General features: G+C 60.6%; 22 protein-coding genes. 11 read left to right on the top strand and 11 right to left on the bottom strand.

What is annotated here, in order from left to right; translation table 11 throughout:
• Positions 1 to 109 precede the first annotated feature (109 nt).
• Together L598_RS13435 and L598_RS13430 are read left to right on the top strand one after the other, a co-directional pair.
• The gene (locus tag L598_RS13435; RefSeq protein WP_144863190.1) at positions 110 to 952 is read left to right on the top strand and encodes a fumarylacetoacetate hydrolase family protein; all 843 of its coding nucleotides are present in this window, start codon (positions 110 to 112) and stop codon (positions 950 to 952) included.
• 22 nt (positions 953 to 974) lie between these two features.
• Positions 975 to 3,299, top strand: coding sequence for an NADP-dependent malic enzyme (locus L598_RS13430; RefSeq protein ID WP_144863188.1), 2,325 nt, complete (start codon positions 975 to 977; stop codon positions 3,297 to 3,299).
• A gap of 9 nt (positions 3,300 to 3,308) precedes the next feature.
• Here L598_RS13430 and gltX read toward each other — a convergent pair whose 3' ends face one another.
• The 4 genes from gltX to L598_RS13410 all read right to left on the bottom strand — a co-directional run bounded on the left by gltX (position 3,309) and on the right by L598_RS13410 (position 8,327).
• Positions 3,309 to 4,682: a glutamate--tRNA ligase gene (gene gltX, locus L598_RS13425; protein WP_144863186.1), complete on the bottom strand. Its 1,374-nt coding sequence runs from the start codon at positions 4,680 to 4,682 to the stop codon at positions 3,309 to 3,311.
• 173 nt (positions 4,683 to 4,855) lie between these two features.
• Complete coding sequence (gene aspS, locus L598_RS13420; RefSeq protein WP_144863184.1) at positions 4,856 to 6,646, bottom strand: aspartate--tRNA ligase; 1,791 nt, start codon at positions 6,644 to 6,646, stop codon at positions 4,856 to 4,858.
• A 166-nt stretch (positions 6,647 to 6,812) separates the two neighbouring features.
• Positions 6,813 to 7,622, bottom strand: a complete 810-nt coding sequence (locus L598_RS13415) for an enoyl-CoA hydratase-related protein (protein WP_144863183.1) — start codon at positions 7,620 to 7,622, stop codon at positions 6,813 to 6,815.
• A gap of 18 nt (positions 7,623 to 7,640) precedes the next feature.
• Positions 7,641 to 8,327, bottom strand: a complete 687-nt coding sequence (locus tag L598_RS13410) for a TetR/AcrR family transcriptional regulator (protein ID WP_144863182.1) — start codon at positions 8,325 to 8,327, stop codon at positions 7,641 to 7,643.
• A 149-nt stretch (positions 8,328 to 8,476) separates the two neighbouring features.
• Here L598_RS13410 and L598_RS13405 point away from each other — a divergent pair, with 149 nt between their 5' ends.
• Both L598_RS13405 and rnd read left to right on the top strand, forming a co-directional pair.
• Entirely contained in the window at positions 8,477 to 9,706 is a 1,230-nt protein-coding gene (locus L598_RS13405; RefSeq protein ID WP_144863181.1) for an MFS transporter, read from the top strand.
• Positions 9,707 to 9,756: 50 nt separating this feature from the next.
• Positions 9,757 to 10,935, top strand: a complete 1,179-nt coding sequence (gene rnd / locus L598_RS13400) for a ribonuclease D (protein ID WP_144863180.1) — start codon at positions 9,757 to 9,759, stop codon at positions 10,933 to 10,935.
• Here the strand turns inward: rnd and ppx are convergent, their stop codons facing one another.
• The gene (gene ppx / locus L598_RS13395) at positions 10,936 to 12,456 is read right to left on the bottom strand and encodes an exopolyphosphatase (RefSeq protein WP_144863178.1); all 1,521 of its coding nucleotides are present in this window, start codon (positions 12,454 to 12,456) and stop codon (positions 10,936 to 10,938) included. It lies immediately after the preceding gene.
• A gap of 5 nt (positions 12,457 to 12,461) precedes the next feature.
• Positions 12,462 to 14,669 carry an RNA degradosome polyphosphate kinase gene (locus tag L598_RS13390; RefSeq protein ID WP_144863176.1) on the bottom strand — a complete coding sequence of 736 codons (2,208 nt, stop codon included), beginning with the start codon at positions 14,667 to 14,669 and terminating at the stop codon, positions 12,462 to 12,464.
• Positions 14,670 to 14,809: 140 nt separating this feature from the next.
• On the opposite strand from L598_RS13390, the gene L598_RS13385 reads away from it, so the two are divergent.
• Both L598_RS13385 and L598_RS13380 read left to right on the top strand, forming a co-directional pair.
• On the top strand, positions 14,810 to 15,052 hold the full coding sequence (locus L598_RS13385) for a zinc-finger domain-containing protein (protein ID WP_144863175.1): 243 nt from the start codon (positions 14,810 to 14,812) through the stop codon (positions 15,050 to 15,052).
• 16 nt (positions 15,053 to 15,068) lie between these two features.
• Positions 15,069 to 16,286 (top strand): FAD-dependent monooxygenase, encoded by a 1,218-nt coding sequence (locus L598_RS13380; protein WP_144863173.1) that lies wholly within the window; start codon positions 15,069 to 15,071, stop codon positions 16,284 to 16,286.
• 23 nt (positions 16,287 to 16,309) lie between these two features.
• On the opposite strand, the gene L598_RS13375 is transcribed toward L598_RS13380, so the two are convergent.
• The 4 genes from L598_RS13375 to L598_RS13360 form a co-directional block, all read right to left on the bottom strand.
• The gene (locus L598_RS13375; protein ID WP_144863171.1) at positions 16,310 to 17,113 is read right to left on the bottom strand and encodes an amino acid ABC transporter ATP-binding protein; all 804 of its coding nucleotides are present in this window, start codon (positions 17,111 to 17,113) and stop codon (positions 16,310 to 16,312) included.
• A gap of 19 nt (positions 17,114 to 17,132) precedes the next feature.
• Positions 17,133 to 18,626 carry an amino acid ABC transporter permease gene (locus tag L598_RS13370; protein ID WP_144863169.1) on the bottom strand — a complete coding sequence of 498 codons (1,494 nt, stop codon included), beginning with the start codon at positions 18,624 to 18,626 and terminating at the stop codon, positions 17,133 to 17,135.
• A gap of 9 nt (positions 18,627 to 18,635) precedes the next feature.
• The gene (locus L598_RS13365; protein WP_144863167.1) at positions 18,636 to 19,820 is read right to left on the bottom strand and encodes an amino acid ABC transporter permease; all 1,185 of its coding nucleotides are present in this window, start codon (positions 19,818 to 19,820) and stop codon (positions 18,636 to 18,638) included.
• A gap of 104 nt (positions 19,821 to 19,924) precedes the next feature.
• Entirely contained in the window at positions 19,925 to 20,947 is a 1,023-nt protein-coding gene (locus L598_RS13360) for an amino acid ABC transporter substrate-binding protein (protein ID WP_144863165.1), read from the bottom strand.
• Positions 20,948 to 21,239: 292 nt separating this feature from the next.
• Between L598_RS13360 and L598_RS13355 the strand changes: the two genes are divergently transcribed.
• The gene (locus L598_RS13355; RefSeq protein ID WP_144863163.1) at positions 21,240 to 22,409 is read left to right on the top strand and encodes a cystathionine beta-lyase; all 1,170 of its coding nucleotides are present in this window, start codon (positions 21,240 to 21,242) and stop codon (positions 22,407 to 22,409) included.
• Positions 22,410 to 22,439: 30 nt separating this feature from the next.
• Here L598_RS13355 and L598_RS13350 read toward each other — a convergent pair whose 3' ends face one another.
• Complete coding sequence (locus tag L598_RS13350) at positions 22,440 to 22,676, bottom strand: hypothetical protein (RefSeq protein ID WP_144863162.1); 237 nt, start codon at positions 22,674 to 22,676, stop codon at positions 22,440 to 22,442.
• Between the two features lie 125 nt (positions 22,677 to 22,801).
• On the opposite strand from L598_RS13350, the gene L598_RS13345 reads away from it, so the two are divergent.
• From L598_RS13345 to L598_RS13330, 4 genes are all read left to right on the top strand, one after another.
• Entirely contained in the window at positions 22,802 to 23,182 is a 381-nt protein-coding gene (locus L598_RS13345) for a hypothetical protein (RefSeq protein WP_144863160.1), read from the top strand.
• A gap of 258 nt (positions 23,183 to 23,440) precedes the next feature.
• Positions 23,441 to 23,743, top strand: a complete 303-nt coding sequence (locus tag L598_RS13340) for a DUF982 domain-containing protein (RefSeq protein WP_144863158.1) — start codon at positions 23,441 to 23,443, stop codon at positions 23,741 to 23,743.
• Between the two features lie 110 nt (positions 23,744 to 23,853).
• Positions 23,854 to 24,138 (top strand): DUF982 domain-containing protein, encoded by a 285-nt coding sequence (locus tag L598_RS13335; protein ID WP_144863156.1) that lies wholly within the window; start codon positions 23,854 to 23,856, stop codon positions 24,136 to 24,138.
• 25 nt (positions 24,139 to 24,163) lie between these two features.
• Positions 24,164 to 24,544, top strand: a complete 381-nt coding sequence (locus L598_RS13330; RefSeq protein WP_186445038.1) for a DUF982 domain-containing protein — start codon at positions 24,164 to 24,166, stop codon at positions 24,542 to 24,544.
• The last annotated feature ends 282 nt before the right edge of the window (positions 24,545 to 24,826 follow it).

The raw sequence follows: 24,826 nt of genomic DNA, 5'->3' as shown, positions 1-24,826 counted from the left end.
GGCTATATAACCGGCCAGAGCCTGTTCCTCGACGGAGGCTTGTACAACAGCGCCTTCTGACAGGGGTAGACTTGATTAATGCACTTTCTTCATTAGAGGAGACAAGATTTTGAAACTGCTTCGTTTTGGAACTCCCGGCGCTGAGCGCCCGGCTGTGTTGGACAAGGATGGCACGATACGGGACGTCTCTTCGCTGGTGGCCGACTATACTCCTGAAAGCATTTCGCCCTCGCTTATCAAGATTCTCGAGACGGCGGACCTTTCCAGCCTGCCAGAGGTGCCGGCCGGCACCCGCATAGGCGCGCCAGTGGCCCGCATCGGCCATTTCATCGCCATCGGCCTGAATTATGCCGACCACGCTGCCGAGACGGGAGCACCCATTCCCTCGGAACCCATCGTCTTCTCCAAGGCGCCGAGCTCGCTCAGCGGACCGAATGACGACGTGATGCTCCCCAAGGGTTCCGTCAAGACCGATTGGGAAGTGGAACTCGCTGTCGTCATTGGCAAGCGCTGTGACTATGTCGACGAAGCGGACGCACTTTCACATGTCTTCGGCTATGCGCTCTGCAATGACGTTTCCGAACGCGAATACCAGGCCGAGCGCGGCGGACAGTGGATCAAGGGCAAGAGTGCGCCCACCTTTGGCCCACTTGGGCCCTGGATCGTCACCCCGGATGAGATTCCGGACCCGCAAAATCTCGACATGTTCCTCGACGTGAATGGCGAACGCAGACAGACGGGCAACACCAGGACGATGATCTTCAGCGTGGCGCATGTCATCTCCTATCTATCACAGTTCATGGTGCTGGAGCCGGGCGACGTGATCACCACCGGCACGCCTCCAGGCGTTGGTCTTGGCCACAAGCCGCCAATCTTCCTCAAGGCGGGAGACGAAATGCATCTTGGCATTGCCGGACTTGGAGAACAGCGGCAAAGGGTGATAGCGAGATAGCCTTTCTCCGAAAGCGATCGTCATGACCGACAACCCGTCCGAGGCCCCTGCCCGCTCCGATCTCGATCAGGCGGCACTGTTTTTCCATCGCCATCCGGTTCCGGGAAAACTGGAAATCCAGGCGACCAAGCCGCTCGGCAACCAGCGCGACCTCGCGCTGGCTTATTCGCCGGGCGTAGCGGCTCCATGTCTGGAAATCCGCGACAATCCGAGGTTGGCCGCCGACTACACCTCACGGGCGAATCTGGTGGCCGTCGTGTCAAACGGCTCGGCGGTTCTCGGGCTGGGGAATATCGGCCCTCTGGCCTCCAAACCCGTCATGGAGGGCAAAGCGGTCCTGTTCAAGAAATTCGCCGGCATCGACGTCTTCGATATCGAGATCGACGCACCCGGCGTCGAGCGCATGGTGGAGACCATCTCCGCGCTTGAGCCCACTTTCGGCGGAATCAATCTCGAGGACATCAAGGCGCCAGAATGCTTCGAGGTGGAGGAACAGCTCAAGGCCCGCATGAGCATTCCCGTCTTCCATGACGACCAGCATGGCACCGCCATCATCGTGGCCGCCGCAATCCTTAACGGGCTGGAACTCGCCGGCAAGAAGATCGAAGACGTCAAGATCGTCAGTTCGGGCGCCGGCGCAGCCGCACTCGCCTGCCTCAATATCCTCGTCTCGCTCGGCGCGAAGATCGAGAACATCTGGGTGACCGACCGCTTCGGCGTGGCCTTTCGCGGCCGTGTCGAGGAGATGGACCGCTGGAAGGAAGCCTATGTCAAGGACACGGATGCCCGCACGCTCGCAGACGTGATCGGCGGCGCGGACGTGTTTCTCGGCCTTTCGGCCGGAGGCGTCCTGAAACCGGAAATGCTCAAGGACATGGCCGAAAAACCGCTGATCCTGGCGCTGGCCAATCCGGTGCCCGAGATCATGCCGGAAGTGGCGCGCGAGGCCCGGCCTGACGCCATGATATGCACCGGACGTTCGGACTATCCGAACCAGGTCAACAACGTCCTTTGTTTCCCTTACATCTTTCGTGGCGCGCTGGATGTCGGTGCGACGGCGATCAACGAGGAGATGAAGCTCGCCGCCGTGCAAGCCATCGCCGGTCTCGCCCGCGAGGAGCCGTCGGACGTGGCTGCGCGCGCCTATACGGGCGAAACGCAGATCTTCGGGCCGGATTACCTTATCCCTTCGCCTTTCGACCCGCGCCTGATCCTGCGCATCGCGCCTGCGGTAGCCAGGGCGGCGATGGAAAGTGGCGTTGCCACGCGGCCGATCGAGGACATGGAAGCCTATCTCGACCGGCTGAACCGCTTCGTCTTCCGCTCCGGCCTCGTCATGAAGCCGGTATTCTCGGCTGCCAAGGCGGCCGGCGCCAAGCGTGTCATCTATGCCGACGGCGAGGACGAGCGAGTACTTCGCGCCGCACAGGTTGTGCTTGAGGAAGGGGTAGCGCAGCCGATCCTGATCGGTCGCCCCAACGTCGTCGACACGCGTCTGCGCCGCTATGGCCTCAAGATCAGGGCCGGCAGGGACTTCGAACTGATCAACCCCGAAGATGATCCGCGCTACCGCCACTACGTGGATCTTCTGATCAATATCGCCGGTCGGCGCGGGGTGACGCAGGAAGCTGCACGCACGCTTGTGCGCACCAATACCACCGTAATCGCGGCACTCGCCATGATGCGCGACGAGGCCGATGCAATGATCTGCGGCCTCGAAGGCCGGTTCGAAAAACACCTACGCTATGTCGACATGATCATCGGCAAGCGGGAAGGCGTCGGTGATCTTTCCACACTCTCCATGCTTATCTCCCAGCGTGGCGTCACCTTCTTCACCGACACCTATGTGACGCTTGACCCCACCGCCGAAGAGATCGCGGAAATGACGCTCTTGGCGGCGGAGGAGATTCGTCGTTTCGGTATAGAGCCCAAGGCCGCCCTGCTTTCGCATTCGAATTTCGGGTCACGCGATTCGGCAAGCGCGATAAAGATGCGCAAGGCGACGGCCATATTGCATCGAATGTCGCCCGAACTCGTGGTGGATGGCGAAATGCATGGGGACGCTGCCCTTTCGGAGCCGATACGGCAGAGGGTCTATCCGCATGCAATTCTCGATGGTGAAGCCAATCTGCTGGTCTTCCCGAATCTGGATGCTGCCAACATAACCCTGACGACCGTGAAGGCGATGACCGACGCTCTGCATGTCGGGCCGATCCTGCTCGGTACAGCCATGCCGGCGCATATCCTGACGGCGTCCGTTACTTCGCGCGGTGTCGTCAATATGAGCGCGCTTGCAACGGTAGAGGCCCTCCAGAAGGCCCAGGTCACCGCCATCACGGCACCGTAAGGCGCAAGGTCAGGGGCGCCGGGCCAATACTCCTTCCCGCCCCAGAAGAGGCAGCAGATCTGCAAGTTCCGGCCCCGAATCGCGCCCGGTAAGTGCCAGCCTGAGCGGCATGAACAGCGCCCTGCCCTTGCGGCCTGTGGCATCCTTTACCGTTCCCGTCCAGGTCTTCCAGGTAGAAGCATCCCAGGGTTCGGGCGGCAGCAGATCGAAGGCGGAGCGGACGAACGCAACATCCTCTTCCGAAAGCTCTGGCTGTTTCTGCGGTCCCTTCCGGACGATCTTCCACCAATCGCCTGCCTCCGCAAAGGTTTCCAGATTGCCCCGCACGGCAAGCCAGAAAGGCTCCGCCGAGGAGCCGCTGATGCCGAGGTTGGCCAGCCGGTCGCGTGCTTCCTCGAAGCTCATTGCGTGCAGAAGCGCGCGATTGAGCGTTTTGAGTTCGGCCGGATCGAATTTCGCCGAAGATTTGGATGCGGAGGCCGGATCGAAGAGCTCGGCCAGTTCCTCCATCGAACGGGCAGCCGAAACGCTTTCCGACGTACCGAGCAACACGGCAAGCGATGCGACGGCCATCGGTTCGATTCCCGCCTCGCGCAGGATGCCGAGGGAAAGTGCCCCGCTGCGCTTGGAAAGTCCCTCACCAGATATGGTGGTCAGCAAATTGTGATGGCCGAATGCCGGTTCCTTCGCCCCCAATGCCCGGAATATGGCGATCTGCGCGCCCGTATTGGTCACATGGTCGTCACCGCGAATGACGTGAGTAACACCCATTTCGATATCGTCTACGACTGACGGAAGCGTATAGAGATAGGTGCCGTCTTCACGCACCAGCACGGGATCGGAGATCGAAGCGAGGTCCACGGTCTGCGGGCCGCGCACCACATCGTCCCAATGGATTTCGGTTCGCTCTGGCTGGAAGGGATCGGAGGAAAAGTTCGGTAGCAGAAAGCGCCAATGCGGCCTGCGCCCTTCCGTCTCGAATTTCGCTCTCTCCTCATCACCAAGCTTCAGCGCCTCGCGGCCATATACGGGCGGCAAGCGGCGCGACAGCCTGATCTTGCGCCGGCGCTCCAGTTCGTCCGCCGTCTCGTAGCAGGGATAAAGAAGACCAGCTTCCTTCAGCCGTTCCACCGCCGCGTCATAGGTTTCGAACCGTGCCGACTGATGCACTGTCACGTCCGGGTCGATTCCGAGCCAGTGCAGGTCTTCCTGTATGCGATCGGCGTATTCCTGGCGGGAGCGCTGCGTATCCGTATCATCGAAGCGCAGGATGAACTTGCCGCGGTTCTTGCGGGCGAAAAGCCAGTTGAACAGCGCGGTTCGGGCATTGCCGATATGGATTGCGCCCGTCGGGGACGGCGCGAAACGGACGGTGACACTCATGCGCGGGGCGTAGCGGATGCGCGATTTCTTGGCAAGGCTGAGAGCAGCGAGAACCGCTGCCCTCCGTGTATGTCGCCCAGGCCCGTCAGCGTCAGTTCCCGATGCTCGAAGGGGCGATCGGGCGACCGACGCGACCCTGTGAGCAGGTCAACTCAACGCCTTGTGGCCGTCGGTCACTCTTCCTTCTTCGGCACAGCTACGCGCAGGGAAAGTTCGCGTAGCTGCTGCGGCGTCGCCTCCGAAGGTGCATTCATCAACAGATCCATGGCCTGCTGGTTCATCGGGAACATAGTGATCTCGCGCAGGTTCTTCGCGCCGCAAAGCAGCATGACGATGCGGTCGATGCCGGCAGCCATGCCGCCATGGGGCGGCGCGCCATACTGGAATGCGCGATAGAGGCCGCCGAAACGCTCCTCCACCGTCTCGCGCGTGAAGCCGACGATCTCGAAGGCCTTGACCATGGTCTCGGGCAGATGGTTGCGGATGCCGCCGGAGGCGATCTCGAAGCCATTGCAGACCATGTCGTACTGGAAGGCCTTAATGGAGAGCGGATCCTCGCTCGTCAGGGCATCCAGCCCGCCCTTTGGCATGGTGAAGGGGTTGTGGCCGAAATCAATCCGGTTCTCCTCCTCGTTCCACTCGTAGAAGGGGAAATCCACGATCCAGCAGAGCTCGAACCGGTCGCGGTCGACGAGGTTCAGCTCCTCACCAGCGCGGGTCCGAGCGGCACCGGCAAAGCCGGCGAACTTCTTCGGGTCGCCCGCCACGAAGAAGCAGGCGTCGCCATCCTCCAGACCGAGCTGCGTGCGGATGGCTTCGGTGCGTTCTTCACCGATATTCTTGGCGATCGGGCCAGCGCCTTCAAGCTTGTCGCCTTCCTTGCGCCAGAAGATATAGCCGAGACCGGGCTGACCTTCCCCTTGCGCCCAGGAATTCATGCGGTCGCAGAATGCGCGGGAACCGCCGGTCCTGGCAGGAATGGCCCAGACCTCGGCCTTCTCGTCATTGGCAAGGATGTTGGCGAAAACCTTGAAGCCGGAGCCGCGGAAATGCTCCGAGACTTCCTCCATGACGATCGGATTGCGCAGGTCCGGCTTGTCGGTGCCATATTTGCGCATGGCTTCGTCGTAAGGAATGCGCGGGAATGACTGCGTCACCGGCTTGCCGCTTGCGAAGGCCTCGAAGATGCCGCGCATGACCGGCTCCATGGTGGAGAACACGTCCTCCTGCTCAACGAAGCTCATCTCCAGGTCAAGCTGGTAGAATTCGCCCGGCAAGCGGTCGGCGCGCGGGTCCTCGTCGCGGAAGCAGGGCGCGATCTGGAAATAGCGGTCGAAGCCCGACACCATGATGAGCTGTTTGTAGACCTGCGGGGCCTGCGGCAGCGCGTAGAACTTGCCGGGGTGGATGCGTGACGGCACCAGGAAGTCACGGGCGCCTTCCGGCGAGGATGCCGTCAGGATCGGCGTGGAGAATTCCGTGAAGCCCGCTTCGCCCATGCGTTTGCGCATTTCGGCGATGATCCTCGTGCGCGTGACGATGTTCCTGTGCAGCGTCTCGCGGCGCAGATCGAGGAAGCGGTATTTGAGGCGGATGTCCTCAGGATAATCCGGCTCACCAAAGACCGGCAGCGGAAGTTCCCTGGCCTGGGACAGGATCTCCATCTCGCGGGCGAAAATCTCGACCTCGCCTGTCGGCAGGTTGGGGTTCACGGTCTCGGCTGTGCGCGCCTTCACCTCGCCGTCGACACGGATCACCCATTCGCCGCGCACCTTTTCGGCTGTGGAGAAACAGGGCGAATCCGGATCGGCGACGATCTGCGTGATCCCGTAATGGTCGCGCAGATCGATGAAAAGCAGGCCTCCGTGATCGCGCACCCGATGGACCCAGCCGGAGAGGCGGACTGACTGCCCGACGTCGGATTTCCTCAATTGTGCGCAGTTATGGCTGCGATAGCGGTGCATTTTGCGGGTCTTTTCCGTTGTTCTGAAATCGAAAAGGAGGCGCGCGTCGGCGCCCTGAAAATCGGCGCGAAAAGCGCATGGGAGCCCGCATTTGTCAAGGTTGCTGCGGAAGTCCTAGCGGATGCTGCCCTCGCCGTGCGTCGGAAGCGGATGCAAGACGGCAGATTTACAGAGGCGTACCATTGCGGCCGGCCCTCCCCGTATCGGACTTTTCGTAGAATTCCGACAAACGTTCGCGCACCGGCGGATTCGCCGCGCCAGAATAGCCGGTCATCGCTTCATAGGCGAGTTGATCCTCCAGAGGCCGACCGATGACGTTCAGAATCGTCTCCTTGGCCGAGCGGACCGCCCATTGATCGTTGCGCAGGATTTGTCTGGCGACCTTCTCCGCCTCCTCCATCAGCTTTCCGTGCGGCACGACCTTGGACACCATGTTGCAGCGAAGCGCCCGCTCGGCATCGATCGGCTCGCCGGTGAGCAGCATTTCCAGCGCAATGCCGGAGCCGCAGATATTCACCAGCCGCACGATGCCGCCGTCGCCATGGTGAAAGCCGCGGCGAACCTCGAAGGAGCCGAATTGTGCACGTTCCGACGCGATGCGGATGTCGCAGGCAAGAGCGTTTTCGAAGCCGCCTGCCAGCGCCCAGCCATTCACGGCGGCGATGATCGGCTTGTAGATGCGATGCAGGCCCCGCGTGATCCCGCCGAGGCCATCCCTGATCTTGCGGCGCGGCAGGAGGGCATCGGCATTGGCAACCCAATAAGGCAGATGCGTCTTCAGGTCGGCGCCGGCGCAAAATGCCTCATCACCCGCCCCGGTAAGGATCGCCACCTCCACGGCATCGTCGTCGCGGAAATCCCGCCAGATCTCCCAGAGTTGCTCGTGCATTTCCAGGTCAATCGCATTCATCGCCTCCGGCCGATTGAAGGTGACGTAGGCGATACGGCCTTTTTTCTCATAAAGGGCCTTGGGCATTAAATCCTCCAGGAAAAGTCATCTGTCTTGTGTCCCCAAGCCCGCAGCAGCAGAAATGAAGCCCCACAAGTCTTCCACCAAGCGGTCGCGGTCGCGTGGAACATGCCCCGCCAGCACCTGGCCGACGGCCTGCCTCAAGCCGCCCATGATCATCCCCACAAGCAGGCTGGCATCCGGCCCCGCAGGCAAATGACCCTTGCGGCGCGCGCCCTCGACATTACGGGCAGCCAGCTTGATATGCCGCGCTATTCGCTGCGCATCGACCGCCGCAACCTCCGGCTCCATGGAAAGCCTTGCAAGCACCAGCGGCGCCAAAGGCTCACGCAAATAGAAATCGACCATCAGTTCGACGCGGCGGCGCTCGCGGGCTGCCCAGTCATGTCCAGGCAGCGGATTGAGGTCGATCACCTCAGCGTCATAACGGTCGTAGAAATCTTCGACCACGGCCGCGATCAGCCCGGCCTTGGAGCGGAAATAATGATAGCTGAGGCCGACGGAGACACCGGCCCGTGCGGCGACCGAGGCCATTTCGAGACGCCCGCCGTTTTCCACAAGCTCGGCGGCTGCCATCATCAGACGTTGCGGAGGGGTTTCGGCCACCGACGATTGCTGTGACGAGCCGTTATCATGTCGGCGGCGGTTTGAGGCCGCATATTCCAGCCTCTCTACCTTCTTGCGCACAAGCAGCGGATAACGTCTCTTCATATGGCATATTGAATTGAATTCAATTCAAATGTCAATATACAATCCTCGCAAACAAACTGGGACCATCACCGCCGCGAGTTGGCTCATGGCGCATCGAGAAAAGGCCTCTATAGAAGGAAGCGATTCCGCCGGGGACCTGCCCATTTTTCATGTCGAGCCTCCGTCCGCTTGTCCCTCTCCTGATCGCAGCCGGCATCCTCCTTGGCGGGAACGGGCTTCAGGCAACCCTGGTGGCATTGCGCGGCGGACTGGAAGGATTTTCCCCTGCCCTGATCGGCCTGATGGGCACGGCCTATTTTGGCGGCTTTCTGCTTGGCTGCCTCTACATCACTCAACTGATCCGCTCGATCGGCCATATCCGCGCCTTCGCCTCTCTTGCCGCACTTGCAGCTTCGGGCACCCTGCTGCTGGTTCTGGTGATCGACCCGATCATGTGGCTGATCATCCGCTTCCTGACCGGGTTCTGCTTTTCCGGGCTCTTTACCGTCATGGAAAGCTGGCTCAATTCCGGCGCATCGAATACCGACCGGGCGCGGGTGCTTGCGATATACCGCATCATCGACATCACTTCCGTGACGGGCTCGCAATATCTCGTCCCGGTTTTCGGGCCGGAAGGCTTCACGATCTTCGCCGTGATGGCGATCATGATAACGCTATCATTGGTGCCTGTTTCGATGGGCGACCGCTCCAATCCGAAGCCGCCCGACGAGTTCCGTCTGGATCTGGCGAGCGTGTGGCGCATCTCGCCGCTTGCCTCGATTGGCTGCATCGCCATTGGCACGACAAACGGCGCCTTCCGCATTGTCGGGCCTGTCTATGCCGAGGAAATCGGACTTTCGGTAGCCGATATCGCGACTTTCATAAGCGCCGGCATCATTGGCGGAGCGATCATGCAATATCCGCTCGGCGCCCTGTCGGACCGTTGGGACCGGCGCTATGTGCTGCTTATTTCGACCGGTGCCGCCATGGCCTCCGCGCTCGCCATCGTTTTTCTCGCAGGCAGCGGCGCGCTGTCGAATTTCCTCTGGGTCTTCCTGTTCGGCTCCTTCGCCATGCCGCTCTACTCGCTGTCCGCAGCGCATGCCAATGACTACGCCAAAAGCGGTGAATTCGTGCAGGTTGCCGCTGGCCTGATGTTTTTCTACTCCGTCGGGGCAATCATCGGCCCGCTCGCCTCGTCCTATCTGATGGAACGCTTCGGACCGCCCGCGCTGTTCAGCTTCACAGCGGTGATTTACGCCGTCTTCATTATCATCACGCTTTATCGAATGCGCGCCCGACCGGCTGTGCCGGCCGCGGAACGCGGACGGTTCATCGCATTGCTGCGCACATCTCCCGTTTTCGTGCGGCTGGCCCGCCGCGGCAAGGAGCGGAAGTGAAGCTTCTATGTGCTCTTCTCTCCAAAAGGGAAAGCCTCTAAAGAGACCCTATGGAACTGATAAAAACACGAAAAGAACTCGAAGCCGTTACGGCTGAACTTGCAAAATCCAATTTCGTCACCGTCGATACCGAATTTATCCGCGAGACGACGTTCTGGCCGGAGCTTTGCCTGATCCAGATGGCAGCGCCCGGGGTCACGGCGCTCGTCGATCCGCTGGCCGACGGCATGGATCTCGCTCCCTTCTTCGATCTCATGCGCGACGAGACCGTCACGAAGGTTTTCCACGCGGCCCGGCAGGATATTGAAATCATCTTCCATCTCGGCGGCCTTATTCCGCACCCGGTCTTCGATACCCAGGTTGCCGCCATGGTATGCGGCTTCGGCGACAGCGTCTCCTACGACCAGCTCGTCCAGAAGGTGACCGGCAACCGCATCGACAAGTCATCCCGCTTCACCGACTGGCGGCATCGTCCCCTGTCGGAAAAGCAGCTGGAATATGCCCTGGCGGATGTCACTCATTTGATAGACATCTATCTTTACCTGCGGGAAGAGCTCGAGCGCGAGGATCGCGCTCATTGGCTCACCGAGGAAATGAACGTGCTGACGGCGCGCGAGACCTACGACCCACATCCGGACGACGCCTGGAAGCGGCTGAAGATGCGGGTGCGCAAGCCGATCGAACTTGCTGTGCTCCAGCATGTGGCGGCATGGCGCGAGCGTGAGGCACGCGAACGCAATGTACCGCGCGGCCGCGTCATCAAGGACGATGCCATCTACGAGGTCGCTCAGCAGCAGCCACGCGATCAGCAGGCGCTCGCCCGGCTTCGCTCCATTCCCAAGGGCTGGGAGCGTTCGGCAACGGCGGCATCCATGCTGGAAGCAGTCAACAGGGCACTGGCCATCCCCAAGGAAGAGCTGCCTCCCCTGCCCCGCCCCGCGCAGATGCCCGAGGGGACGAGCGCAGCCGCCGAGCTTTTGAAGGTGCTGCTCAAGCTGGTGGCTGAAAAGCAGGGTGTGGCGCCGAAAATGCTCGCCTCGAGCGACGACATCGACAGGATTGCGGCTGAGGGCGAGAATGCGCAAGTGCCAGCGATGACAGGCTGGCGGCGCGAAGTCTTCGGCGAAAAGGCGCTGGAACTGGTGCGCGGCGAGATAGCCCTCAAGTTCCACAAACGCAGGATCCAGATCTTCCCGCTTAGCGAGAACCTGCCCAACGCGGCGGAGTGATCAGCCGTCCGCCACAGCCAGCGCAAGTTCCCGCCCTGCCACTTTGGCAAGCTGCGCCATGCGGCCATGCGGCCGCTCACCCATCAGGGCCGCATGGGATTTCGGTACAAGCAGGGTCAGCGAACCGTCCGGGTCTTCCCGCCATTTCAGCTGTGGGATGATGCCCGGCATCGAAGCTGTAAGCAGATAGACGACGCGCAAAAGACCGCCCAGCAGGCGTGCGCGCTCGACATAATGCGGGGTTGCCAGCCGGCGCATTTCGGGCGAGAGGTCGTTGGCGAAGAGCCCTTCATGACGGAACAGGTTGGCGAGCGCGATGAAGGCGCGGCCAGGATGGTCGATGCCTATGAAGGAGGCATGAGCAATGATGTTAAGCGACTGCGTGCCTCGATATTCCGGATGGGCGCGCCAGCCGATATCTGCGAGCAGACAGGCGGCGCGGCGGTAGCGGGCATCGTCCTCCGTCTCCTCGATGCCGAGCGCCTCAAAGAAGGTACCACTCCACTCCGCCAGTTCGTGAGCATGAGTGACGGAGCGAGAGCGCAGCAGGGCCAGTTCCTCAGCCGCCGAAATCAGCGGGTCTACCCCGCGATCTTCCTCCGAAAGCAGCGAATAGAGAAACCCCTCGCGCACGCCGAGCGCCGAAACGAGCAGCTTGGACGGTTTCATGGCGGCGATGATTTCCTGCAACACGACCGCGCCATAGGGAAGTAGGGCACGGCGGCTCTTGGATATCCGGCCGATGCCTTCCAGCTTGTCGATATCGCCCTTCGCGACCTGTTTCAGGAAAGCCGCCGAACTCGCGATATCGAGTTCATAATGGTGCATGACGCTCAGCGGATAGTCTGTCACCATCATGTGGAGCCTGGCGAGGTTTCGCCAGGTACCGCCCACGCAATAGAAAGGCCGTCCTTTGCCTTCCTTCAGCCAGCCCGCGCGGGACAGCTCCTTTCGGGCGATGGCCGCCGCCTCGGAAAGTGATCCTTTTGCCATGTCCTGCAGGCGCAGGCCGCCGAGCGGCAGCGTGATGCCATCGCCGATATGCTGATCCTTGACGTCAACGAGTTCGAGGCTGCCGCCGCCCAGGTCTCCGACAATGCCGTCCGCTCGGTAAAAGCCGGAAATGACACCAAGGGCGGAATAGCCTGCTTCCTCCCGTCCCGACAGGACTCGGATCCTGGTGCCGAGAATCTCTTCGGCGCGATGAATGAAATCGGGGCCGTTTTCAGCATCTCGCGCCGCCGCAGTTGCAAGCACGTCAAGCGATTTGGCTCCCGCCTGCTCGGAAAGCGCACGGAACCGGCGGAATTCCTCGACGGCACGGCGCACGCCATCGGGATCGAGCTTGCCGGTGGTTACGATGCCGCGCCCAAGACCGGCGAGCATCTTTTCATTGAACAACACGGTGGGAGAGCGCGCCACGCCCTCATAGATCACCAGACGGATAGAATTCGACCCTATATCGATGACCGAGACAGGCCGCCGATCCTGAAGTCGTCCTTGAGACGCCGAGATTGTCACTTGTATTAGCCGGTGCCAGCAGTCGCCTTCTTGCGCCGCTTGTAGGCGGCGATCCGCTTCGGCGCATGGGACTTCAGGGCATGCCCACGGCCTGAGAGGCTGGGATTGGTCATGAAATATTCCTGCGCGTTGAACGGTTCCTCACCTTCCTCCGGCAGCATGCGCCGCGAAGTTCCGTCCGGCAATACTTCGAAACTCTGCTGGTTGTCCATGATATTTCCGAGCATGATCTGGCCCAGCACCTGTTCATGCACAGTGGCGTTCGTGATCGGCACCATCGCCTCGACGCGCCGATCGAGATTGCGCGGCATGATGTCCGCCGACGAGATGTAGACGATTGCCTCGTCCGAAGGCAGGCCATGGCCGTTACCGAAGCAATAGATGCGACTATGCTCCAGGAAACGGCCGACGATGGACTTGACCCGGATATTCTCCGAAAGCCCGGGCACCTGGGGACGCAGGCAGCATATGCCGCGCACCACCAGATCGATCTCCACGCCGGCGCGGCTTGCCTCATAGAGGGTATCGATGACAATCGGATCGACAAGCGAGTTCATTTTCATCCAGATCTGCGCTGGGCGGCCGGATTTCGCATGCTCGATCTCGTCTCGGATATGGCCGAGCAGACGATCGCGCAAGGTGAAAGGCGAGATGGCTAGCCGCATTTCGGTATCCGGTTCGGCATAGCCAGTGATGAAATTGAATACCTGCGCGACATCGCGCGCGATCACCGGATCCACGGTGAAATAGGAGAGGTCCGTATAAATGCGCGCGGTGATCGGGTGGTAGTTGCCGGTGCCAAGATGCACGTAGTTGCGCAGCTTGCCCTCCTCGCGTCTGACGACGAGCGACATCTTGGCGTGAGTCTTCAGTTCTATGAAGCCGAAGACGACCTGCACGCCGGCGCGCTCCAGGTCACGTGCCCAGCGGATGTTCGCCTCCTCGTCGAAGCGGGCCTTGAGCTCGACCAGGGCGGTTACGGACTTGCCTGCCTCGGCGGCATCGATCAGAGCGCGCACGATGGGACTGTCGTTGGAAGTACGGTAAAGCGTCTGCTTGATGGCTACGACTTCCGGATCAGCGGTCGCCTGCCGCAGGAACTGCACCACGACATCGAATGATTCATAAGGGTGGTGAACGACGATATCTTTCTCGCGGATGGCTGCGAAGCAGTCCCCGCCATGTTCGCGGATGCGTTCCGGAAAGCGCGGATTATAGGGCGGGAATTTCAGATCGTCGCGCGGCAGAGACACGATTTCGGAAATCTGATTGATGGCGAGAGGGCCGTTCAGCACGCTGATGCGGCTGGCCGAAACTTCCAGCTCGCTCGCCACGAAATCGCGCAGGGCCTCCGGCATCTCGCTGTCGAACTCGATGCGGGTAACCGAACCGCGGCGGCGGCGCTTCAGCGCCGTCTCGAACAGTCGAACCAAGTCCTCGGCTTCTTCCTCGACCTCGATATCGCTGTCGCGGATGATACGGAATGTGCCTGAGCCTTTGACCTCATAGCCGGGGAAAAGCTTGCCGATAAAGATACCGACCACGTCCTCAAGCCGGATGAAACGAACGGCCGCCTTCCTGTCCGGCAACCGCACGAAACGCTTCAATGCCACCGGAAGACGCAAGAGAGCTGTCATTTCCTGGCCATCGCGGAGGTTGCGCAATTGCAGCGCGATGGAGAAACCTAGATTGGGTATGAACGGGAACGGATGCGCCGGATCGATCGAGAGGGGTGTGAGCACCGGATAGATCGATTCCAGGAAATGGTCTTCCAGCCATTTCTTGTCCTCGCGGTTCAACGCATCGGCGCGAATGACCTCGATTCCTTCCTTGCGCAGGAGATCGAACAGCAGCGAAAGACTGCGTTCCTGCTCGACCTGCAAGCGTCCGACCTCGCGCAGCACCTGCTCGAGCTGTTCTTCGGGGGTGCGGCCATCCGCGCTCTTGGTGGCGATCCCTGCCCTCACCTGTCCTGCAAGACCGGCGACGCGAACCATGAAGAACTCGTCCAGATTGTCGGCCGAGATTGAAAGGAAGCGGACGCGCTCCAGAAGGGGATGATTGGGATTCTGCGATTGCTCGAGGACACGGCGGTTGAACTGCAGCCAGGAGAATTCGCGATTGACGAAGCGGTCGGGATTTCCCTGCGCGATTTCGCCCTGCGCATTTGCCGCAGCCGTGAATTCGGTCAGAACCGGTTTCAGTTCATTCATCTTGCGTCGTTTCGCTCCCTGGCACCTTTCGGCTGGATTTTAGCTCCTGACACGCTTTTGCGACAGTTTGATATCACAGGCTTGCAAAGAGCCCCTTTATGTTCCAAACGCAATCGCAAACGACCACGCGGGAGACAGTGATGGCGGGAGACACCATACCGCATTTCCACAACAGCGCGGGATATCGCTCGATCGAGATCGGCGTGAAGGAATTCATGTGCATGGGTGCCTTGCCCCCGAACGACCATCCGCATGTCTTCCTGGACATGGGCGACGAGGTCGAGCGGGTCTGCCCCTATTGCTCAACGCTCTATAAATACAATCCGAATCTCAAGGCGACCGAGACCGTCCCCGAGGGCTGTCTTTATCTAGAAGCCGTCTGACGCAACTCAAATCCAGATGGAAGCGGCTACCAATGCCCGGCCTGTTATCATTGCAGGGGCAGGCATTGCCGGATTAACCGCGGCTCTGGCATTCGCGTCGAAGGGTTTTCCCGTCAAGCTGTTCGAACGCGCACCGGCGTTGGAAGAGGTCGGCGCGGGGCTGCAGCTTTCTCCCAATGCGACACGCATCCTCGACAGGCTCGGAGTCCTCGCGCGATTTCGCTCGAAAGCCGTGCAACCGGAAGCCATCGAGCTCAGGCGTGCAACGGATTTGACGGTGATCGCCCGCATGCCGCTTGGCGCTGGCGCGGAAGCGCGCTGGGGCGCACCCTATCTCGTTGCCCACCGTGCGGACCTTCAGGCAGCTCTCCTGGAACAGGTGGCGACCAATCCCGCAATAGCCTTGAGGACCGGGGCCACCGTCGAAGGGATTGCGTTCACGGATAGCGGCATTACCGTCTCCACCCCGCAGGAAAATGCGGCAGAGCAAGTACAGGCGGCGCTGGTTGTCGGAGCCGATGGCGTGTGGTCGCGCCTGCGCGGGGTGATCCACCCGTCCGGCGGAAGCCGTTTCACCGGTTATGTGGCCTGGCGGGCGATCCTACCCGCTACGCCTTTGCGGGGAGCCATACCTGCCGACCGGGTGAGCGCCTTCCTCCATCCGCGATTTCATCTCATCGCCTATCCTGTCCGGGCAGGAAGCCAGATCAATCTGGTCGCCTTCACGAAGGGCGGATCGCTGTCCCGTGGCTGGGACAATCAAGCCGATCCCGCTCCCCTCAAGGATGCGCTTGAGCGCGCCGCCCCTGCCCTCGCCCGGTTGGTGGAAGGCGCCGCGCCTTGGACGGCCTGGCCGCTGCACGTCGTCGATCGGAGAAGCGCCTGGTTCGATTCGCGCGGCATGGTGCTGGTCGGCGATGCTGCCCATGCCATGACACCCTTCGCGGCACAGGGAGCGGCCATAGCCATCGAGGACGCCGCAGTGCTTGCCGATCAGATCTCCGGTCAGCCAGGAGACATTGCAGTAGCGTTGTCACGATACGACAAGCTGCGCCGGCCCCGCATCAAGCGCGTAGCAAGGCGAGGCGCCTTCAACCGCTTCGTCTGGCATGCCTGGGGTCCGATCGCCATGAGCCGCGATCTGGTGCTTCGGCTGAGATCGGAGGAACGCCTGATGTCCGATTTCGACTGGCTCTACGGCTGGGATGCCTCCGCACCTCGGCAAATTTCCTGAATCTTTGCAGATATTGCTGTCAATCAGTGCAATATCTGGCTGAGGAAGAGCTTGGTCCGCTCATGCTGGGGATTGTCGAAGAATTCCGCCGGCGTGTTCTGCTCGACGATCTGCCCCTGATCCATGAAGATGACGCGATTGGCCACCTGCCGGGCGAAACCCATTTCATGGGTCACGCAGATCATGGTCATACCTTCCTCGGCGAGCGTCACCATCGTCTCCAGCACTTCCTTGATCATCTCGGGGTCGAGGGCCGATGTCGGCTCGTCGAACAGCATGATGCGAGGATTCATGCAGAGCGCACGGGCGATCGCCACACGCTGCTGCTGACCGCCGGAAAGCTGGCCGGGATATTTGTTCGCCTGCTCCGGTATCTTGACCCGCCGGAGAAAGTGCATGGCCGTTTCCTCGGCCTGCTTCTTCGGTATCTTGCGCACCCAGATCGGGGCCAGCGTGCAGTTTTCCAGAATCGTCAGATGCGGGAATAGGTTGAAGTGCTGGAAGACCATGCCGACTTCACGGCGCACCTCGTCGATCTTCTTCAGGTCGTTGGTGAGCTCGATGCCATCGACCACCACCTTGCCCTTCTGATGCTCCTCAAGCCGATTGATGCAGCGGATCATGGTCGATTTGCCCGATCCAGAAGGTCCGCACACGACGATGCGTTCGCCGCGCATGACCTTGAGGTTTATGTCCTTGAGGACATGAAAGTCGCCATACCACTTGTTCATGTCGCGGATCTCGATCGCGACATCGGTGGAGGAGACCTGCATCTTGGAGCGGTCGACCTGAATCTCGCTGCTGTCGATGGCGTTTTCGGTTGCCATTATCAAAATCCCCTACGGCTTATCGTTTGTGGCCGGTATCGAGCCGGCGTTCCATGTATATGGAATAACGCGACATGCTGAAGCAGAACACCCAGTAGACGAAGGCCGCGAAAACGAGACCGGTCGCAGCGGTGGTCGGCGTGATCCAGTTCGGGTCGGAGAAACCGCGCCGCACGGTGCCCAGAAGATCGGCCAGGCCGATGATATAGACGAGGCTCGTATCCTTGAAGAGCCCGATGAAGGTGTTCACGATGCCGGGTATGACGAGCTTCAGCGCCTGCGGCAGAACGATCAGCCGCATCATCTGCCAGTATCCCAAACCCAGGGCCTGAGCCGCTTCGTGCTGGCCCTTTGGTATGGCCTGCAAGCCGCCGCGGATGACCTCGGCCATATAGGCTGCCGAGAACAGCGCAACGCCGATCAGCGCGCGCAGGAGCTGGTTGAAATTGACCCCGTCCGGCAGGAAAAGCGGGATCATGAAGGCCGACATGAAAAGTACCGTGATGAGCGGAACGCCGCGCCAGAACTCGATGAAGATGATCGAGAACAGGCGGATCGCAGGAAGGTGCGAGCGTCGCCCCAGCGCCAGCAATATGCCGAGCGGCAGCGAAGCGGCGATTCCGGTGAGCGCCACGACGAGCGTCACCAGAAGTCCGCCCCACAGATTGGTGGGCACATGGGTCAGCCCGAAATCGCCGGAAAGAAGCACGATAATGGCCGCGACCGCGAGCGGCGGTATCAGCACGCGAATGGTCCATGCCCCGGTCCTCTCCGTTCCCCGGACAGACAGCAGACTTGCGACGACAGAAGCCAGCGCCGCCAGGAGCGCCAGCAACGACAGAAGTGAAAAGCGGAATGCAAGCAGATCCACCCGAGCGCTTGAAATAATATTGGACGCCAGCAGAAATGCCAGCGACAGGACTGCCATCGCGGTAGCGGCCTTCAGCAGGCGCGGAACGGCAGCGGCATTGCCTGCCGCAAGCACAGCCGACACGAAGGCTGCCAATGCAAAAAGGAAGGCTACCCAGCCGCCGCTGATGTTGAACCGCCCGCCGGTGAGCAGGACAAGCGCGACGAAGGGAAAGACGACGACAAGCAGAATGACGTTCAGCCGCTTGTAAGGCACGCGGGGAATGGCGAACGGCAGGACCAGAGCGACCAGCAAAAGGAGCGTAATGTCCACCCGCCAGCGTTGGCCTATGGGGTAAAGCCCGTAGACAAACTGCCCGAACTTGGCGCGGACGAAGGCCCAGCATGCACCGACCGCACCGCCCTCGCCTGCCAAGCAAGCCTCGCGATTCGCACCGGTGAAAACCGCCGTGGTCAGCCCCCATTGGACCAGCTTCCACACCGCCCATACAGAAAAGAGGCCGAGCACGACGGTGACGATGGCGTCAAAGGGGGTGGCAAAAAGGTTCTTGCGCAGAATTCCCGGCAGCCCCGCCTCGCTCGGGGGCGGAGGCAGGGGTTGTTTATATTCCCGGGCGACATAGGCCGCGACTTGCTCTTCCATAGCGGTCTCCTATCGCTCCACCAGCGCCATGCGAGCGTTGAACCAGTTCATGAAGGCTGCAACCAGGACGCTAAGGCCGAGATAGACCACCATCCAGACGGCAACCACCTCGACTGACTGACCGGTCTGGTTGAGCACCGTCGAGCCGACAGCGACCAATTCGGGATAGCCTACTGCAAGACCGAGCGAAGAATTCTTGGTCAGATTGAGATACTGGCTCGTCAGCGGCGGGATGATGACCCGGAAGGCCTGCGGCACGATGACCAGACGAAGCGCTTTTCCCCGCGACAGGCCGAGCGCCGAGGCTGCCTCGGTCTGCCCCCGCGACACTGACATGATGCCGGCCCGCACGATCTCGGCGATGAAAGCTGCCGTATAGAAGGACAAGGCGAGGAACAGCGACAGGAATTCGGGCTTGATCTGCCAGCCGCCAACGAGGTTGAAGCGGGTGGCTTGCGGAAACTCGAAGGTGACGGGAAACCCGGTCAGGATAAAGACGACCAGTGGCAGGCCGATAATGAGACCCACGCTAGGCCAGAAGGTAGGCCGAAATTGGCCCGTCTGCATCTGCCTGCGTCTGTTCGCCTTGGCCAAAATCACCGCCCCGGCAATGCCGACGACGAGGGCCGCCAAGGTGAGAATGGCCATGGGTTCGAAGATCGCCGCCGGAGTCTGAAGTCCGCGATTGGACATGTACGCACCGAACGGCAGGTCGTAGGCCTGACGCGGATGGGGCAGCAGCGACAACACGCCGAAATACCAGAAAAGGATGACCAGAAGCGGCGGGATGTTGCGAAAGGTCTCGACATAGATGGTGCAGAGCCCCCGCAGCAGGTAATTACGCGAGAGCCGGCCTATGCCGACAATGAAGCCGATGATCGTCGCCAGGACGATACCGGAGATGGCCACGAGCACCGTATTGGTGATGCCGACCAACAGCGCGCGGCCATAGCTGGAATTGGCCGTATAGTCGATCGGGACCTGGCCTATGTCGAAGCCGGCCCGAGTCGAGAGGAAGCCGAAACCGGAGGCTATCCGAGCCTGCGCCAGATTGTGGACGGTATTGTTGATGAGCCACGCCGCGAAGGCCAGAATGGCGATGATCATCACAATCTGGATGATCAGGCCGCGCATCCTGGGATCGCGCATGGGCGATACGCGCGGCTCGGAAATGGTTTGAACGTCAGCCGTCATATGATCCGCCATGCACAGCAAGGCCCGGCTTTATCGGCCAGCCCCCCGCTGCTTTCTCGTGCGAGAAAGCCGCACCTCCTGGAAGTGCGGCTTGCGAATTCCGATCAGCGGACCGGCGGCGCGTATTGCAGGCCGCCCTTGGTCCAAAGGGCATTCTGCCCGCGCTGGATCTTCAGCGGCGTATCAGGGCCGACATTGCGGTCGAAGATTTCGCCGTAATTGCCGACCGCCTTGATGACGTGGACCATCCAATCATTGGTGAGGCCGATGTCCTGCCCGAAGGTACCGTCGGTGCCGAGCAGGCGGCGGATATCAGGGTTCTCGGAGTTTTTCATCTCCTCGACATTGGCCTGAGTGACGCCGAGTTCTTCCGCATTCAGCAAGCCGAAATGCACCCATTTGACGATGTCGAACCACTGCTCGTCACCTTGGCGGACGGCGGGGCCCAGCGGTTCCTTGGAGATGATTTCAGGCAGCACGACATGCTCGTCCGGATTGGCAAGCTCCAGTCGGCTGGCATAGAGGCCGGAGGCATCCGTGGTCAGGACATCGCATCGGCCCTGCTCATAGGCAGCGTTGACGTCCGACTGCGATTCGATGACCACCGGGTTGAATTCCATGTTGTTGGCACGGAAATAGTCGGTAAGATTCAGCTCGGTCGTGGTGCCAGCCTGCACGCATACCGTAGCGCCGGAAAGCTGGAGCGCAGAAGTCACGTTCAGATCCTCGCGCACCATGAAGCCCTGGCCGTCATAGTAGTTGACCCCGACGAAGTTCAGGCCGAGCGCGGTGTCGCGGTTCATCGTCCATGTGGTGTTGCGCGCCAGCAGGTCGACTTCATTGTTCTGCAATGCCGGGAAACGCTGCACCGCAGAAAGCGGCGAATAGCGGACCTTGCTTGCATCGCCCTCGAAAACCGCGGCCGCGACGGCTTTGCAGTAGTCGATGTCGAGACCCTGCCATTCGCCCTGGTCGTCCTGCGAAGCGAACCCTGGAAGGCCGGTATTGACGCCACATCTGAGCATGCCGGCATTCTTGACATCGTCGAGGGTCGCAGCCGACGAAGCGGAGACTGCAGCCACGGTGAGCGCCGCCGTTCCCAGCAGGATCTTAATCATCTTATTCATGTGAACCCCTTTAGTGTGCTCAGGGTGCCCCCTGAATTCCCGTTTGGAAGCACGCCACGGCATTTCCCGACGTCAAGCCTGGAAACAATGCCAAAGCAAAAGCTTCTCTCCCATTCGCAGGCGCTATCGAAGGGCATTCTGCGGCTTTGGTCAAGCAGGAATGCCGCTTGTCGACAAAGCATCAGCAATCAAGGTTGACGCCGCATCTCCTATGCCGTTCCATCCGCTCGCCGCAGCGGCAGTCCTGATATGAAGAGCGAATGGCGATGCTTCGCCTGATCCAAGAGGTCCCATGAGCAAGAACGGAAAGAACGAAATCGGCACGAACACGCGCCTGGCGCATGCGGGATATGCCCCGCGCGACTTCTTCGGTTTTGTCAATCCGCCGGTCGTCCATGCTTCGACGGTGCTCTTTCCCGATGCGGCGACCATGAGCAAGCGCGATCAGAAATACACCTATGGCACGCGCGGGACGCCAACCACGGACGCGCTGGCCTCGGCGATGGATGAACTGGAAGGCTCTGCCGGCACCATAATCGTGCCTTCCGGACTTGCCGCGGTCACCGTTCCGCTGCTTGCCTTCCTCTCCTCCGGCGATCATGTGCTGATCGTCGATTCGGTCTATAACCCGACCCGCCGCTTCGCAGACACCATGCTGGCGCGGTTTGGCGTCGAGGTGCAGTATTACGACCCGCATATCGGTGCGGGCATATCCGATCTGATGAAGCCGAATACCAGAGTGGTCTTCACCGAATCGCCCGGCTCCAACACTTTCGAGATGCAGGATATTCCGGCAATCGCAGAAGCGGCGCATGCCGGCGGCGCCGTGGTGATGATGGACAATACCTGGGCAACCCCAGTCTATTTCCGCCCGCTCGATTTCGGCGTCGATGTTACCATCCATGCCGCCACGAAATATCCGGCGGGGCATTCGGACGTGCTTCTGGGCACGGTGTCGGCCAATGAAAAATGCTGGAGCCAGCTGCACGAGACATTTCTGACACTCGGGACCTGCGCCGCGCCGGACGACGTCTACCAGGTGCTGCGCGGCCTGCGCACGATGGGCGTTCGCCTGGAAAGGCATCAGGAAAGCGCGCTTGAGATCGCGCGCTGGCTGGAGGCGCAGGACAGCGTGGCGCAGGTGCTCCATCCCGGCCTCGAATCACATCCCGGGCATGCCATCTGGAAGCGCGACTTTTCCGGCGCCAGCGGAATCTTCTCCTTCGTGCTGAAGGGCGGCGGCGAGCGCGAGGCTCATGCCTTTCTCGATGGCCTCGAAATCTTCGGTCTCGGCTATTCCTGGGGCGGGTATGAAAGCCTTGCCGTGAACGTCTTTCTTGGCGATCGCACCATAGCCAAGGGCGATTATGCGGGACCCGTCATCCGGCTGCAGATCGGTCTGGAGGATGTTGAAGACCTGAAGGCCGACATCGCACGCGGCCTCATCGCGACTGCCCGGTAGATCCCCTGCTTGGCGGTCAGATAGCGGCGATCAGTCGTCGTTGCTGGCATTCAGATCCTCGGGCTGGATGGATTGCTGGCTTTGCGGCAGATAACCGTGCTCGCTCGCCCATTCACGCAGCACCGCCAGCAGCGCCTCCTTCCGCGTCAGGCCCGGTTCCCGTTCGGCGATGAACCGATCAAGCGCTTCACAAAGTTCCGGCGGAACATGAAGGTCGGACGAGATCGCCTCGGCTGCACCGGGCGGCGGAGAATAATCTTTGATCATAAACCCTGTCCGTACATTTTCTGAGCCGAGCCTCCACCGCCGGACAACAGAAAGCAAGGAATCTTTCTGCCTTACAATTGCCAGCAGCCGGCACTATTCCATATGCCTGATCTGGAGGTAGAAATATGTCCATCAAGTCCTTGGTCATTTCGGCGGTGATCGGGATCTCCGGGATCGCGCTTTCGGGCTGCGTCTATGATTCCGGCTCGTACTACTATGACGGCTATGGCAGTTACGGCCCCTATTACGGGAGGGGCTATTATGCCGGCAGCGCCGTCGTCATAGGGCCCAGCTATCCCCGCCATTACAGGCATCATCGCCCCTATCGGGACCATGTGCACTATCGCGGCCATCGCGACTACCGTGACCATTACCGGCATCGCCATCGCGAGCGCGTGGATCGGGACCGCCGCCGGGATCGGGGCGACTGGGAACGGCGACGGGACCGCCGTTCGGACCGAATGATCTGGCCAACACCCAGGAGTGAATGGGGAATAAATCCCTGACCGGTATTGTGGATTGCCGTGCGCACGACCACGACTCCCTATCCCTTTGCATGCACCGGTCTCAAATGCAGGACACCGGTGCGGCACCTCCCCGGCGAAGCCATCAGGATATCGCAATGTTCAATCCCTGAATTGGCATTCCCTTCCCGCCGCGGCCTCTTGAACAACCCCGACTCCGATCACAAATCTGTCCTGTCGCCCCTTCTGGTGGCAGTCCTTTCCAGGTTGCTCAACGCGTTCAAAGTTTTGGAGGAACTGATGAACGAGAAGATGTTCAATAGTCCGATATTTGTAAGGGACGGGAGTTATCTTGTTCAGGAGATCGCAACACTCGAAGACGCGATCGATTTCCTGGAGAGTTGGCCAGAGCGCAAACGCGACCTCATTCATGAACGCGCTCTTGATTCCTGCTATGCAGCGTTTGACGGCCGCAAGCCACTGGTCGCGGCCTACATTGCCTTTACCGGCTTCGCCAAACGTGCCGATATCCTTGAAGATTACGATGCGGTCATGCCCTGGCTTGCCGCCAGCCAGGAGGGCACAGGGAGAGTGCCGGCTTAGGTTGGCCGGCACCACCTTCGGATGGGGGCGGTGCAACTGATGGCCGACTGCTGCGTTGTTGTCCCGCCCTTTACACTTCCCATGAAATTCCCCGCAGCCCGGAGATTGGCATGACCACCTTCACAAGACCCGTATCCATATTCGTTGGCCTTGGCTTTCCGCGTGACGTGGAAACCGTACAGGAAGCATGGGAAGTTCTTCACGAATGGAACGGGGCACGCGGACCGACCTATGCCGCGGCGCTTCTCGCCTGTCGATCCGCTCTGGCTGGCAAACTCACGACAAAAAAAGCCCGCGACGCGTTCGTGGCATTTGCCAAAGCCGCGGGCATTCTGGCGCCCGATGCGTTGGAGACGGCAACTACCCGAGCTGCACAGGACTGGTTGGCTGCGTGAGCGGACTATTCCTACGGCGTCAATCATGGCGCCGCGCTGCTCTCTCAGGCGAGGCCCATGGAAACTTCTTCCGCCGAAGTGCGTTCATCTGAAAACAGACAGGGATAATCAGATGGATGCCGCTCAATTCCAGGTTCCGGTGCGCCTAAAACTGGCCGCTGAGGCAGACATTCAGGAAATTTACAGCGCCGAGGACGCTGTGGAGCTTCTGTTTGGTTGGCCGCAACAAGAGGGGCCAATTTACGAGGACGCCCTGGCGGAGTGCCTCGTCGCAACTGTTTCTCCGGAGAATGTCGAGGAAGCCAGGCGCGCCTTCGTTGCCTTTGCGAAGGTCTCAAACATCCTTGCCAAGGATCCTGCCACGGCAATCATCCGGGAAATGACGGCATCCTGGGTCCGTCACTAAGCACTCATCGTTTCTCATCGGCCACAAATGGAACCGGCCCAGGGTGGTTTCCGTGCTCACTCCGGCGTTGGTCTATCGGTAATCCCGGATCGGCCGTCAAAAGCCGTGCTGTCAGGGTGAAGCAGGATCGAAAGTTGGATTTCTGCCGGATGCCTTGGACATATTGGAAAAAGTCAATTGGAATACGCAACTCAGAAGGAAGAACCCCAGCCACATAAGGCTCTCGGTTGCAGTCCCATCCTTCCCGATATAATCACGGTCCGGCGCAAAGGATTTGCGCGC

It is taken from the genome of Mesorhizobium sp. J18 (assembly GCF_007829525.1).
In the GTDB taxonomy this organism is placed as follows: Bacteria; Pseudomonadota; Alphaproteobacteria; order Rhizobiales; family Rhizobiaceae; genus VLJP01.
The sequence above is the reverse complement of the archived record's forward strand: the minus strand, read 5'-3'. Positions and strand labels throughout refer to the sequence as shown.